The 13,214-nt window shown below is 65.5% G+C and carries 14 protein-coding genes; 5 read left to right on the top strand and 9 right to left on the bottom strand.

Annotated features, from left to right (window positions below; all coding sequences use genetic code 11):
- Window positions 1-36: 36 nt before the first annotated feature.
- The 7 genes from CEJ42_RS03830 to CEJ42_RS03800 form a co-directional block, all read right to left on the bottom strand.
- Window positions 37-1,107 (bottom strand): SMP-30/gluconolactonase/LRE family protein, encoded by a 1,071-nt coding sequence (locus CEJ42_RS03830; protein ID WP_079215507.1) that lies wholly within the window; start codon window positions 1,105-1,107, stop codon window positions 37-39.
- A 288-nt stretch (window positions 1,108-1,395) separates the two neighbouring features.
- Window positions 1,396-1,905 (bottom strand): DUF2867 domain-containing protein, encoded by a 510-nt coding sequence (locus tag CEJ42_RS03825; protein WP_088750063.1) that lies wholly within the window; start codon window positions 1,903-1,905, stop codon window positions 1,396-1,398.
- Between the two features lie 85 nt (window positions 1,906-1,990).
- On the bottom strand, window positions 1,991-2,161 hold the full coding sequence (gene cydX / locus CEJ42_RS03820) for a cytochrome bd-I oxidase subunit CydX (protein ID WP_079215505.1): 171 nt from the start codon (window positions 2,159-2,161) through the stop codon (window positions 1,991-1,993).
- 35 nt (window positions 2,162-2,196) lie between these two features.
- Window positions 2,197-3,336, bottom strand: coding sequence for a cytochrome d ubiquinol oxidase subunit II (gene cydB, locus CEJ42_RS03815; RefSeq protein WP_088750062.1), 1,140 nt, complete (start codon window positions 3,334-3,336; stop codon window positions 2,197-2,199).
- A 27-nt stretch (window positions 3,337-3,363) separates the two neighbouring features.
- Complete coding sequence (locus tag CEJ42_RS03810; protein ID WP_088750061.1) at window positions 3,364-4,986, bottom strand: cytochrome ubiquinol oxidase subunit I; 1,623 nt, start codon at window positions 4,984-4,986, stop codon at window positions 3,364-3,366.
- Window positions 4,987-4,989: 3 nt separating this feature from the next.
- Window positions 4,990-5,223, bottom strand: a complete 234-nt coding sequence (cydP, locus tag CEJ42_RS03805) for a cytochrome oxidase putative small subunit CydP (RefSeq protein ID WP_079215502.1) — start codon at window positions 5,221-5,223, stop codon at window positions 4,990-4,992.
- Window positions 5,224-5,226: 3 nt separating this feature from the next.
- Window positions 5,227-5,841, bottom strand: a complete 615-nt coding sequence (locus tag CEJ42_RS03800) for a GbsR/MarR family transcriptional regulator (protein WP_088750060.1) — start codon at window positions 5,839-5,841, stop codon at window positions 5,227-5,229.
- Window positions 5,842-6,355: 514 nt separating this feature from the next.
- On the opposite strand from CEJ42_RS03800, the gene CEJ42_RS03795 reads away from it, so the two are divergent.
- A complete protein-coding gene (locus CEJ42_RS03795; RefSeq protein ID WP_079215500.1) occupies window positions 6,356-7,504 on the top strand; it encodes an AI-2E family transporter in 1,149 nt (382 codons plus the stop codon).
- A gap of 296 nt (window positions 7,505-7,800) precedes the next feature.
- Here the strand turns inward: CEJ42_RS03795 and CEJ42_RS03790 are convergent, their stop codons facing one another.
- Window positions 7,801-9,243 carry a heavy metal sensor histidine kinase gene (locus tag CEJ42_RS03790; RefSeq protein ID WP_088750059.1) on the bottom strand — a complete coding sequence of 481 codons (1,443 nt, stop codon included), beginning with the start codon at window positions 9,241-9,243 and terminating at the stop codon, window positions 7,801-7,803.
- Window positions 9,240-9,911 (bottom strand): heavy metal response regulator transcription factor, encoded by a 672-nt coding sequence (locus CEJ42_RS03785; RefSeq protein ID WP_079215498.1) that lies wholly within the window; start codon window positions 9,909-9,911, stop codon window positions 9,240-9,242. Before CEJ42_RS03785 ends, CEJ42_RS03790 begins: the two co-directional genes overlap by 4 nt.
- A gap of 202 nt (window positions 9,912-10,113) precedes the next feature.
- Here CEJ42_RS03785 and msrP point away from each other — a divergent pair, with 202 nt between their 5' ends.
- The 4 genes from msrP (at window position 10,114) to CEJ42_RS03765 (ending at window position 13,185) form a co-directional block, all read left to right on the top strand.
- On the top strand, window positions 10,114-11,082 hold the full coding sequence (gene msrP, locus CEJ42_RS03780; protein WP_088750222.1) for a protein-methionine-sulfoxide reductase catalytic subunit MsrP: 969 nt from the start codon (window positions 10,114-10,116) through the stop codon (window positions 11,080-11,082).
- 12 nt (window positions 11,083-11,094) lie between these two features.
- Window positions 11,095-11,766 (top strand): protein-methionine-sulfoxide reductase heme-binding subunit MsrQ, encoded by a 672-nt coding sequence (locus tag CEJ42_RS03775; protein ID WP_088750058.1) that lies wholly within the window; start codon window positions 11,095-11,097, stop codon window positions 11,764-11,766.
- A gap of 75 nt (window positions 11,767-11,841) precedes the next feature.
- Entirely contained in the window at window positions 11,842-12,546 is a 705-nt protein-coding gene (msrA, locus tag CEJ42_RS03770; RefSeq protein WP_088750057.1) for a peptide-methionine (S)-S-oxide reductase MsrA, read from the top strand.
- Window positions 12,547-12,810: 264 nt separating this feature from the next.
- Window positions 12,811-13,185, top strand: coding sequence for a DUF305 domain-containing protein (locus CEJ42_RS03765; protein WP_088750221.1), 375 nt, complete (start codon window positions 12,811-12,813; stop codon window positions 13,183-13,185).
- Window positions 13,186-13,214 lie beyond the last annotated feature (29 nt).

Here is a 13,214-nt window from a genome sequence, read left to right as displayed (position 1 = left end):
CTTTTGCATTTTGCTTTTTTGCCGGGACTGCTGCTGTCATGCCGCGCCGCGCGTCTCCACGTACAGCGAATACAGCGAATGGCTGCTGGCCATGAACAGGCGGTTTTTCTTGGCGCCGCCGAAGACCAGGTTGGGGCAGCGCTCGGGCAGGTGGATGTGGGCGATGGCCCGGCCTTGTGGATTGAACACGCGCACGCCGTCGAGCTCCTCGGCCTTGGCCTCCAGTGCGCCGTTGCTGCCCCAGCCGCACCACAGGTTGCCGTCGACGTCGATCTTGAAGCCGTCGATGCCGCCCGGGCCGTTGGCGTCCACCGCCAGGCGGCGCTTGCCGATGCGGGTGCCGTCGTCGCTCATGTCGTAGGCCCAGATCACGCGATTGGGCGTGGCGCGCGACTCGTTGATGTAGAGGATCTTTTCATCCGGCGAAAACGCCAGGCCGTTCGGGCCGGCCAGGGAATCCGTGATCAGCGAGAGCTTGCCGCTGCGGCCGTCGATGCGGTAGACCGAGTGCGGCAGTTCGGAGGCCTGCTTGTCGCCCTCCCATTCGCCGGCGATGCCGAACGGCGGGTCGGTGAACCAGATCGAGCCGTCGGACTTGCAGATGATGTCGTTGGGCGAATTGAAGCGCTTGCCGTTGTAGTTGTCGGCCAGGACCGTGATGCTGCCGTCGTACTCGGTGCGGGTCACGCGGCGGGTCAGGTGTTCGCAGGCCAGCAGGCGGCCCTGGCGGTCGCGCCCCAGGCCGTTGCTGAAGTTGGACGGCTGGCGGAACACCGAGGTGGCGCCGGTGGTTTCATCCCAGCGCATGATGCGGTTGTTGGGAATGTCGGAGAACAGCAGGAAACGGCCATCGCCGAACCACACCGGGCCTTCCACCCAGCGAAAGCCCGTGGCCAGCTGCTCGACGCTGGAGCTGAACAGGCGGTACTTGAGGAAGCTCTTGTCCAGCACCTCGACGCTAGGATCTGGGTAGCGCTGGCTGGGCTTGAAGTCGAAGCTTTGGGCGCGGGCGGTGAGGGCGGTGCCGGCCAGGGCCAGGCCGCCGAGCAGCGTTGTACGACGAGTTGCATTGAAATCGGCGGATTTATTCTTGCTTTCTTGCGACATCACGAGTCTCCAAATGAGGGCGGAAAGGATGTTCCCGGTGCTTCCGGGAATCTTGGAAATCCATACGGACAAGGGAAATGAGAAGGGGAACCGCGGTGGCGCGGCGGTGGTGGAACGGTCTCCCTGGCGGCGATCCTGGCTCGTGGCTGGACTGCTCATATCAGTATGTTATAAGACATCGTATAACATTCATTGCAGCTTGGCAAACGCAGGCTCCTCATCGCCGGGGAGTCTCCCGGCGATGAGCGGCGGCAACGGGATGCCGCAGGGCGCGGGCAAGCGCCGGGCTCAGCCGGGCAATCTCTCCAGCAGCGTGCGCACGATGCGGCGGTGGAAGGGCATGATGGCAGCGAGATAGAGCCTGCCCAGCAGTCGCTTGGTGCGCACGACGGTGGTGACGGTCAGCCACTGCGCGCCGTCGGCGCCGGCCGCCGACTTTTCCACGCACAGGCGGAAATCGAGGTGGCTGTCGTCGATGCCCATGATGGCCTGCCCGTCGCCGTCGGCAAGCACCGGAAAGCCCGGGCGGCCGCCGTCGGCTTGCGCCGCACCCACCATCAGCCGCGCGCCCTTGAGACCCAGCGGCGCCACCAGCCGGTTGCGCAGGTCCAGCAGCGCCGTCACCCAGGCCGGGCTGCCGGCCATCATGCGCGCGGCGATCTCGCCGGCGGCCAGCGTCGCCAGGTGCGGCGGCAGCGCCGCGCGGTAGCTGTCGGCGAAGCCGGCGCCCGGCAGCAGTTGCCAATGGCGGGCTTCGGGTTCGATCTCGTCGGGTTTGCCTGCCGTCGTGCGGTTCATGCCATGCCTCCGTGAAGATGTGAGGACGCCGTCATACGGACGTAAAAAAAGCCGGCGGGGGATCCCGGCCGGCTGCGTCGTTTGCCTACTTCCTGCCGCGGCGCTTCTTGTCGGCCGCGCTGGCGCTGGCGAAGCGCTCGTGCGTCTCCTCGGCCTTGCGGCGGCCGAAGGCATAGTTCGCCTCCAGCCACATCACGTTGATGATGCCGAAGGCCAGCGCCAGGCCGATGCCGAGTATCCAGGCGAAATACCACATGGTGTGCTCCTTGCGTGAAAGTCAGGTTGCGGCGATCAGTACGCCGTGTGTTCGTTGTCGTGGATGTCTTTGAGCGTGACCTTGCCCCGGACCACGCGGTACACCCAGCTGGTGTAGACGATGATCAGCGGCAGGAAGATCAGCACCATCCAGAACATCAGGCCCAGGCTCTTGTGGCTGGCCACCGCGTCCCACATGGTCAGGCTGCTCTTCGGGTCCAGCGAGGAGGGCAGCACGAACGGGAACAGCGACATGCCGGCGGTCAGGATGATGCCGGTCACCGACAGGCCGCTGGCGATGAAGGCCAGCCGCGCCTGACGCGCCAGCGCCAGCAGCGCCGCCAGCACTGCGCCGGCGATGCCCAGCGCGGGGATCAGCTTGGTCACGGGCCAGCGTGCATAGTTGTCGAACCAGGCGCCGGCGGCGATCTCCACGGTCTTGGCCAGCGGCGTGAAGGCGCTGTTGGCGTCGGGCATGGCCGCGATGCGGTAGCCCGGCAGCTGCGCCACCCAGAAACCGCCGGCGACGAACAGCAGCACGGTGGCGGCGGCCGCGGCCACCACGGTCTTGCGCGAGCGCTCGCCGACGGCGGCGTCGGTCTTCACGAAGGCGAAGGCGGCGCCGTGCATCAGCAGCATGGACACCGACAGCAGGCCGGCCAGCAAGCCGAACGGATTCAGCAGCGCGAAGAAGCTGCCGGTGTACTCCACCCGCATGGTGTCGTCGTAGTGGAAGGGCACGCCCAGCAGCAGGTTGCCGAAGGCCACGCCGCAGATCAGCGGGGGCACGAAGCCGCCGATGAACAGGCCCCAGTCCCAGGCGTTGCGCCAGCGCGGATCGGCTACCTTGCTGCGGTAGTCGAAGCCGACCGGGCGGAAGAACAGCGAGAACAGCAGGATCATCAGGGCGATGTAAAAGCCCGAGAAGGCGGTCGCGTAGACCAGCGGCCAGGCCGCGAAGGTGGCGCCGCCGGCGGTGATGAACCAGGTCTGGTTGCCTTCCCAGGTGGGGCCGATGGCATTGATCAGCACGCGCCGCTCGGTGTCGGTCTTGCCGGCGAAGGGCAGCATCATGCCCACGCCGAAGTCGAAACCGTCGGTGAGCGCGAAGCCGATCAGCAGCACGCCGACGAAGGCCCACCAGATCAGTTTGAGTGTTTCGTAATCGAAGATCATCTTGCTTTCCTCATTTCGTCAGCAGGCTCAGGCAGCGCCGGAATTGGCGGCCGGGTTGATCGGCGGCGGCAGCACGTTGCCCGGGTCGGCATCCTTGCCCCGGGTTTCCCAGTGGTACTTGCCGGTATGCAGGCTGCTCGGGCCGCGGCGCGCGTACTTGACCATCAGGATCATCTCCACCACCAGCAGGAAGGTGTAGAACAGGATGAAGCCCGCCAGGCTGAAGTACAGGCTGCCCGGCTGCAGCGAGGACGCCGACAGGTGGGTGGGCAGGATGCCGGCGATGGTCCAGGGCTGGCGGCCGTACTCGGCCACGATCCAGCCCAGTTCGGCAGCGATCCACGGCAGCGGGATGGCGCAGACGGCCAACCTGAGCAGCCAGCGCTGCGGCGCCAGTTGCTTCTTGCCGAGGAACCAGACCGAGGCGGCGAAGATGAACAGCATCAGGAAGCCGATCGCCACCATGCCGCGGAAGGACCAGAACAGCGGCGCCACTTTCGGGATGGTGTCGTTGACGGCCAGCGCGATCTGCTCGGGCGTGGCGTCGATGACGTTGGCGGTGTACTTCTTGAGCAGCAGGCCGTAGCCCAGGTCCTTCTTGTGCGCCTCGAAAGCGGCGTGCGCCTCGGGCGACTTGTCGCCGGACTTCAGGCGGGTCAGCGCGGCGTAGGCTTGCATGCCGTTGCGGATGCGGCCCTCATGTTCCTTCTTCAGGTCCTTGATGCCCATGACCTGGGTGTCGGTCGAGCGGGTGGCGATCAGGCCCAGCACATAGGGGATCTTCACCGCGTAGTCGGTACGTTGTTCGCGATCGTTGGGCAGGCCGAACAGCGTCAGCCCGGCCGGCGCGGGATGGGTGTCCCATTCGGCCTCGATGGCGGCCAGCTTGACCTTGTTGACTTCGCCGGCGGTGTAGCCGGACTCGTCGCCCAGCACGATCACCGAAAGCGTGGCCGCCAGGCCGAAGCCTGCCGCCACCGCGAAGGAGCGCAGCGCAAACGCCGTGTCGCGCGCCTTCAGCAGGTACCAGGCCGACACGCCCAGCACGAACATCGACGCGGTCACGTAGCCGGCGGCGACGGTGTGCACGAACTTGACCTGGGCCACCGGGTTGAAGATCACCTCGGTCATGCTGGCCAGTTCCATGCGCATGGTTTCGTAGTTGAACTCGGCGCCGACCGGGTTGTTCATCCAGCCGTTGGCGATCAGGATCCACAGCGCCGACAGGCTCGATCCCAGCGCCACCAGGAAGGTCACCATCAGGTGCTGCTTGCGCGAGAGCTTGTCCCAGCCGAAGAAGAACAGGCCGACGAAGGTCGACTCCAGGAAGAACGCCGCCAGGCCTTCGATCGCCAGCGGCGTGCCGAAGATATCGCCGACGTAGTGCGAGTAGTAGGACCAGTTGGTGCCGAACTGGAACTCCAGCGTGATGCCGGTAGCCACGCCCATGGCGAAATTGATGCCGAACAGCTTGCCCCAGAAGCGGGTCATGTCTTTGTAGATGGGGCTGCCGGTCATCACATAGACCGACTCCATGATTACCAGGATCCAGGACAGGCCCAGCGTCAAGGGGACGAACAGAAAGTGATACAGCGCCGTCACGGCGAACTGCAGCCGCGATAGCGAAACGACTTCATCGATCGGAACCATTTGTTACTCCGGTGTGTTGGCGAGTTCAGGTGTTGCGGGAATCGGGTGGGGCGGCGCCGGGGCCAGCATGCGCTGCTCGACGCTGGCGGTGGGCATGCGCATGTGCTTGGCCTCGGGATGGGCGAAGAAGGTCCTTGCCAGCACCGTGATGAGCGCCAGCTTGATGATCAGCAACAGGGTGATTTCGACTCCCAGCGGCAGCTGGGTCAGTCGGGGCAGCTTGCCGGGCAGTCGCATGTCTTACTCCTTGTCGGGCGCGGCGGGCGCCTTGTCGGATGCGGCGCCGGACTTGTCCTCGCGCGGCGCGCCGAAGCGGAACTTCTCGCGCACGTCGAGCAGCTTCTTGACCTTGGAGCCCATCTTCATCAGCGACACCAGCGTCTCCGGCGAGAGGCGCTGGACGTCGTCGAACCAGGAGCTGGAGAGCTCGATCAGCTCGTACATTTCGCGCATGCGCTTTTGCGTCTCCTTGTCGCCGGGACCGGCGGGCGGCTCCAGCAGGGCGTCGCGCAGCATGGAGAGCGTGGGCTCGATCTCGCGGCGACGGCGCTCCTCCAGCAGGGCCTTGAAGATGTCCCAGATGTCGCCGGGCGGCTCGAAGTATTCGCGGCGGTCGTTGGGGCGATGCAGCAGCTTGACCAGCCGCCAGGACTGCAATTCCTTGAGGCCCATGCTGACGTTGGAGCGCGAGAAGCTCAGGTATTCCGCGATCTCGTCGGCGTTGAGCGGACGGCCGCAGATGTAGAGCAGGGCGTAGATCTGGCCGACGGTGCGGTTGATGCCCCAGCGGCTGCCCATTTCACCGAAATGGCTGATGAAGCGCTGCATCAAGGGGCTGAGAACATTGGTTTCCATAGTTTTGATCATTTTGAATTTTCAGTAATTACTGAAATTTAAAACAATTGCTTGTCCCACCGCAATGACACCAGCACATCAATTTCCTGATAACAGTCATCACTGATGAGAATAAGCCAGCGCCGGCGCGGGGCGCAGGCTGCCAGTCGATGCGAGGCGCAGACCCGGATGTGTCGCATCCGCATCATCCGGCTAAAAGTTGTCATATTGAAACTTCATGGCGAGCCGGATGGGCGGACGGCACGGCGCCGCTGCGGATTTCCCGGTTTCCGCAAGGCGCAGCCCAGTCGCGCTGCATGGCAACATTTTCCCGCTTTCCTACACGTACTGAAGAGCCTGGCCTATACGGGATTTGATGCCGATCAAATACGCTCGACAAAGTCCCCCGCGCGCGCCTGGCGTCAGTCGTGGCATTGCGTTGCGTTGCACGCGTCACGGGGACAAACGGGCAGGCCGGCGCCGGGGGAAGGCGCGGCAACGTCCCTCATCCGCCTTCGTTCGAGAAAGAGTCTTTATGCTGGGGTTCGATTTCCGTGTGGCCAGGATCGCCTGGACCGTGTTCCTGGTGGCCTTGCTGCTCTACGTCACCTATACCGTTTCATCCACGCTGCTGGTGCTGGTGTTCGCCGTGTTCTTCAGTTACCTGGTCTATCCGCTGGTGGAGCAGATCGAGCGCGTGCGCCCGCGCAGGGTGCCGCGCACGGTGTCCATCGCGGTGGTGTTCGTGCTGGTGATCGCCATCGTGGCGGCGGTGTCGGCGGTATTCGGCGCGCGCATCCAGGACGAGGCGCTGCACCTGTCCGAGCAGTTGCCGGCGCTGCTGCGCTCCAACGACGTGGTCTCGCGCATTCCTCTTCCCGGTTTCGCCGAGCCGCTGCGCGAGCGCATCCTGGGCTTCGTGCGCGACCAGCTGGCCAACGGCACCGACCAGGCCATGCCGCTGGCCAAGCAGTTCGGCGTCGGCGTGATGCACGCCGCCAGCAACCTGATCTACCTGGTGCTGGTGCCGGTGATCAGCTTCCTGCTGATCAAGGAGGCGCCCGCCATGCGCGACGAGATGCTGTCATGGATGAACAGCGCCAACCGCCGCCTGTGGGACAACATCATCAAGGACCTCGACGTGCTGCTGTCGCGTTACGTGCGGGCCTTGCTGTTTCTCTCCATCGCCACGCTGGTGGCCTACAGCATCGCGTTTTCGCTGATGGGCGTGCCGTACTCCATGCTGCTGGCCGGACTGGCCGCGGTGCTGGAGTTCATCCCCTTCGCCGGGCCGCTGGCGGCCAGCGCGGCGGCGCTGGTGGTGGCCGGCTTCAGCGGCTACGACCACCTGCTGTGGCTGATCGGCTTCATCGTCGCCTACCGGATCTTCCAGGATTACGTGCTCAATCCCTACCTGATGAGCGAGGGCGTGGAGGTCAGCCCGCTGATGGTGATCCTGGGCTTGCTGGCCGGCGACCAGCTGGGCGGCGTGGCCGGCATCTTCCTGTCGGTGCCGGCGATGGCGGCACTGAAGATCATCTTCACCCGCGCGTCGGCGGCGCAGAAGGCGCGTCGCGCAGCGGAGGCGCGCGAGGCCGAGCTGGCGGCCGAGGCGCTGCAGCGGGAGAATGCGCCGCCGGTGCAGCAGACGGTGGTGCAGGTCAATATCGGCGAGCAGAAGTAGCAGGATGCGGGGCAGATGGCGCTTTTTGGCGGGAATTCCGGTTGATCTCTTCCAGGCATCGTCGTCCCCGCGTCGTGCAACGGACGGCGATGCGCAACCAACGTCGCTGGGTCCCCGCTTTCGCGAGGACGACGGGTAAGGGATAACGCGAACGGGGAAGGGGGGCGCTGCCATTTCAGCGTCATCCCCGTAATGGCGGCGACGGCGGCGGCGACAGGCAAGGGGCAACCCGGGCAAGGCAGGATGTTCGCCCCCACCTCAGTGGCATCCTCGCGATAGCAGAAACCCGGCGGCGTTCAGCGATCGGTCTGCGGCGGAAACGACAGCGTGAAGCGTATCCACCCCGGCTGCGGGCATTCCACCGTGGCCGTGCCCCGGTGCAATCCCATGATGGCCTTGACGATGGCCAGTCCCAGGCCGTTGGATTCGGTAAATGCGCTGCGCGAGCGGTCGCCGCGGTAGAAGCGGTCGAACATGCGGACCATCGTGTGCGGGGTGGCGTCGTCGCTGCGGTTTTCAACGATGATGCTGCTGCCGCGCTCCAAGTCGCCGCGCGCGCTGATGCGCACCGAAGTGTCGGCCTCGCCGTAGCGCACCGCGTTGATCACCAGGTTGTTCACGGCGCGGCGCCACATGACCAGGTTGGCGCAGCCGGCGCCCTGCACGTCGAGTTCGAAGCGCATGCCGCGCTCGTCGGCGATGCCTTCGAAGTAGTCGGCGATGCGGCCAAGTTCTTCCGACAGGTCCAGCGGCGCGCAGTCCACCGCCAGCGTGGCATGGTCGGCCTGGGCCAGGAACATGATGTTTTCCACGATGCGCGAGATGCGCTGCAACTCCTCCACGTTCGACTCCAGCAGCTGCTCGTACTCTTCGGGCGAGCGCCGCTGGCCCAGCGCCACCTGGCTCTGGCCCATCAACACGTTGATCGGCGTGCGGATCTCGTGGGCCAGGTCGCCGGAAAATTGCGCCAGATGCTCGTAGCCGGCTTCCAGCCGGTCCAGCATGGCATTGAGCGAGACCGCGGCGCGCCGCAGTTCTTCGGGCATGCCGTCCTGCTCCAGCCGGGTCGAGAGGTGGTCCGGCGTGATGCGCTCGGCGCGCCGGCTCATCTCTTCCAGCGGGCGCAGGCCGCGCCGCAGCAGCAGGAAGCCGAGCAGGGCGGTGATCAGCACCGCCCCGGCGGCGGCGCCGGCGATGCGCCAGCGGTAGGAGTTCATCATGCGCGCTTCCTGCACCATGACGTAGGCGGCCACGATTTCCACCGTGTCGCCGCCGTCGTGGCCGCGCCCGGGCCTGCCGACCTCGGCCAGCGCCGAGACCCAGCGCACCCGCACGCCGTCGGCGCGCGTGCTGGTGAAGATGTCTGCCGACGACACCGGCGTGCCGACCGGGATGGGCTCCATCTCCGGCGGCACCAGATGGTCGGGATTGCTCTGGATGAAGGGCGCCTCGCCGCGCCGGCGGAAGATGCGCACGTCCTGCTCGTTGCCCATCATGCTTTCGAACAGCGCCGGGCGCTGCTCCATCTGCTCGACGTTGTAGAGGTCGTGCATCAGGTTGCGGAAGTGCTCCACGCGGCCGATCAGCGCCTGGTCCGCGCGCAGCTCCAGCGCCTGCGCGGCCGATCCGTTCAGGTACAGGCCCAGCCCGGTCACCACCAGGCAGGCCAGCAGCGAGAACAGGGCGGTGACGCGCGCCGTGAGCGTCCAGGCGCGGGCGGTCGGGACAGGCGCGTTCATGGGGTTTCGGAGAACATGTAGCCCACGCTGCGCACGGTGTGGATCAGTTTCTTGTCGAACGGCGCGTCGATCTTGGCGCGCAGCCGCTTGATGGCGACGTCGACCACGTTGGTGTCGCTGTCGAAGTTCATGTCCCAGATCTGCGAGGCGATCACGCTGCGCGACAAGGCCTCGCCCTGGCGCTTGATCAGGAGGTGCAGCAGCATGAACTCCTTGTTAGTCAGCGCGATGTTGACGCCCTGGCGCGTGACCTTGTGGCGCACGTGATCCAGTTGCAGGTCGGCGATTTCGTAGACCTCGGCCTCGCGCACCACGCCGCGCCGCAGCAGCGTGCGGATGCGCAGCACCAGTTCGGTGAAGGAAAAGGGCTTGACCAGGTAATCGTCGGCGCCCAGCTGCAGGCCGCGGATGCGGTCGTCGACATGGTCCTTGGCGGTCAGGAACAGCACCGGCAGGTCGCGCTTGCTGCGCAGCGCGCTCATCACCTGCCAGCCGTCGATGCCGGGCAGCATCACGTCCAGCACCACCAGGTCGTAGTCCTGCTCCAGCGCCATGTGCAGGCCGTCGGCGCCGTTGCGGGCCAGGTCGACCACGTAGCCGGACTCGCGCAGTCCCTTCTTGAGGTAGTCGCCGGTCTTGGGATCGTCTTCGATTACGAGGATAGCCATGCTGGGAGATGAAAGCCGCTGCGGGGGCTTGTCGGATGCGGGAAAATGCAGCAGATTCTAGCAACGGCGCGGGATTTCTTCATGACAAAATTGTCATCAAATTGCCACCCGCATGTCACGCCGCCGCACCTAACATGGCCACACGTCGCAAAAGCAGCCTTCCATGCTTTTGCGCAACTTCATTTTTTTGCCGGAGCGCACCATGCTGATCAAGATCCGTCCCGACCAGATCGAGATTCCGACTTCCTCGGAAATCACGCCCAAGGACGTCTACCTGTCCCGCCGCCGCTTCATGGCCCGGGTGGCCGCGGGCGCAGCCATGGCCGGCGGTTTCGGCGCGTTCCCGCAAGCCTTTGCGCAGCAGGGCCGGAAGCTTCCCGCCAGGCTCAACAACGCCTACGCGGTGATGGACAAGCAGACCGCCTACAAGGACGCCACCACCTACAACAACTTCTACGAGTTCGGCACCGACAAGGCCGATCCGGCCAAGAACGCCGGCACCCTGAAGACCAGCCCGTGGACGGTGGACATCGAGGGCGAAGTCAAGAAGCCCTTCACGCTGGATCTGGACGCGCTGACCAAGCTGGCGCCGCTGGAGGAGCGCGTCTACCGCCTGCGCTGCGTGGAAGGCTGGTCGATGGTGATCCCGTGGATCGGCTATTCGCTGTCGGCGCTGATCAGGAAGGCCGAGCCCACCGGCAACGCCAGGTATGTCGAATTCGTCACCCTGGCCGACAAGAAGCAGATGCCTGGCATCTACGACCCGGTGCTGAACTGGCCCTATCGCGAAGGCCTGCGCCTGGACGAGGCCAACCATCCGCTCACGCTGCTCACGCTAGGCATGTACGGCGAGGTGCTGCCCAACCAGAACGGCGCGCCGGTGCGCATCATCGTGCCGTGGAAGTACGGTTTCAAGTCGGCCAAGTCGATCGTCAAGATCCGCTTCGTCAAGGACGAGCCCAAGACCGCCTGGAACATGTACGCCGCGCAGGAGTACGGCTTCTACTCCAACGTCAACCCGAACGTCGACCACCCGCGCTGGTCGCAGGCCACCGAGCGCCGCATCGGCGAGGACGGGTTCTTCTCGCCCAAGCGCAAGACGCTGATGTTCAACGGCTACAACGACGTGGCCGGCCTGTATTCGGGCATGGACCTGCGCAAGTATTTCTGACGAGGCCGCGCCATGCAGTTAGCTCCCGCATCGCTGCGCAACCTGTCGCCGCGCACGGCCAACGTGCTGTGGTGGATTTTCCTGGCGCTGGCCTTCGTGCCGCTGGGGCGGCTGGTCGCGCTCGGTTTCACCGGCGGCCTGGGCGCCAATCCGCTGGAATTCATCACCCACAGCACCGGCGACTGGACGCTGTATTTCTTCTGCATCACGCTGGCGGTGACGCCGCTGCGCAAGATCACCGGCATGAACTGGCTGGTGAAGATGCGCCGCATGCTGGGGCTGATGGCCTTTCTCTACCTGAGCCTGCATTTCACCACCTTCGTCTGGTTCGACCATTTCTTCGACGTCAGCGAGATCTGGAAGGACATCGTCAAGCGGCCCTTCATCACCGTCGGCGTACTGGCGCTGCTGCTGTCGATCCCGCTGGCCGTCACCAGCACCAACGGCATGGTGCGCCGCCTGGGCGGCAAGCGCTGGCAGGCGCTGCACCGGCTGATCTACCTGATCGTGCCGCTGGGCGTGCTGCACTACTGGTGGGACAAGGCGGGCAAGAACCTGATCGCCCAGCCGCTGCTGTTCGCCGTGCTGGTGGGCGTGCTGCTGGCGCTGCGCGTGCTGTGGCGCCAGGCGAAAAGGGACAAGGCCGCCGCGCCGTCCAAGCCGGCGCCGGCCGCGCGTTCCTGATGGGGCCGCGCGCCGCGCTCATGCGCCGCTGAGCGGCCAACCGATTTCATCGTCACTTCCGTACCGGAGAAAACCATGTCCATCATCAAACCTGCCGTCATCGTGTCGGCGGCCGCCGCGCTGTGCCTGGCGCTGGCATCCATGGCGCGCGTGAACGCCGCCGAACCCGCCGTGGCCGTGCCCGCAGCGACCGGCAAGGCCCAGCTGGCTTCGACTGCGCAAAGCGAGACGGTGGTGCTGGCCGGCGGCTGCTTCTGGGGCGTACAGGGCGTGTTCCAGCATACCCAGGGCGTGCTGCGCGCGGTGTCGGGCTATGCCGGCGGCAAGCAGGGCACCGCCACCTACGAGATGGTCAGCTCGGGCTCCACCGGCCATGCCGAGTCGGTGCAGGTGACCTACGACCCGCGCAAGATCTCCTTCGACCGGATCCTGCAGATCTATTTCTCGGTGGCGCACGACCCGACCCAGCTCAACCGCCAGGGGCCGGACCGCGGCACGCAATACCGCTCGGCCATCTTCACCGGCAGCGACCAGCAGAAGCAGGCCGCCGAGGCCTACATCGCCCAGATCAACGCGGCCAAGGTATTCTCCTCGCCCATCGTGACCCAGGTCGCGCCGCTGCAGGGCTTCTATGCGGCGGAGGATTATCACCAGGACTACGCCACGCTGCATCCCAACCAGCCTTACATCGCCTACAACGACCTGCCCAAGATATCCAACCTGCAGAAGATGTACCCGGCCATCTATCGCGCCGATCCGGTGCTGGTGTTCAAGCGCTGAGCCGCCGCTGCCGGGCTTCCGGGGAGAGCCGCATCGCCTTGTGCGATGCGGCTTTTTTGTTTGGCGCGCATGACAGAATTGTCATTCGTTTGTCATCCGATGGTCGTCGCCGGCTGCCTACACTCGCTGCATTCACCACACCGAGGAGAGGGCATGAACGCGGCACCCGGCAATTCCCATTCCCCCACGCGCAAGCACCTGCGCAAGCTGCTGCTGGCGGCTTGCGTCATCGCCCCGCTGTCGGCGGCGGTGCTGGCGCATGACATGAACAACATGGCCGGCGCGCCGGCGGGGCATGACGGCCATGGCGGCCATGGCGGGCACACCATGCCGGCCAAACCGCCGGCCTTCGTCGCCAGCACCGCCAAGCCCTTCGGCGGCCTGATGGACGACGCCATGAACGTCATGGACTACGGCATGCAGCAGGCGCCGATGAACGGCAACGCCGAGCACGACTTCGTCAGCATGATGCTGCCGCACCACCAGGGCGCGGTGGACATGGCGCGCGCCGTGCTGCTGTACAGCCAGGATCCCGAGATCCGCAACCTGGCGCTGGGCATCATCGCCGAGCAGCAGAACGAGATCCAGGTCATGCAGGCCTGGCTCAAGCGCCATGGCTATCCGTCGACCGCGCCCTGAGCCGTCATTCCGATTCCGGATTCCGGATT

The organism is Herbaspirillum robiniae, from assembly GCF_002213415.1.
GTDB classification, from domain to species: domain Bacteria; phylum Pseudomonadota; class Gammaproteobacteria; order Burkholderiales; family Burkholderiaceae_D; genus Herbaspirillum; species Herbaspirillum robiniae.
The sequence above is the reverse complement of the archived record's forward strand: the minus strand, read 5'-3'. Positions and strand labels throughout refer to the sequence as shown.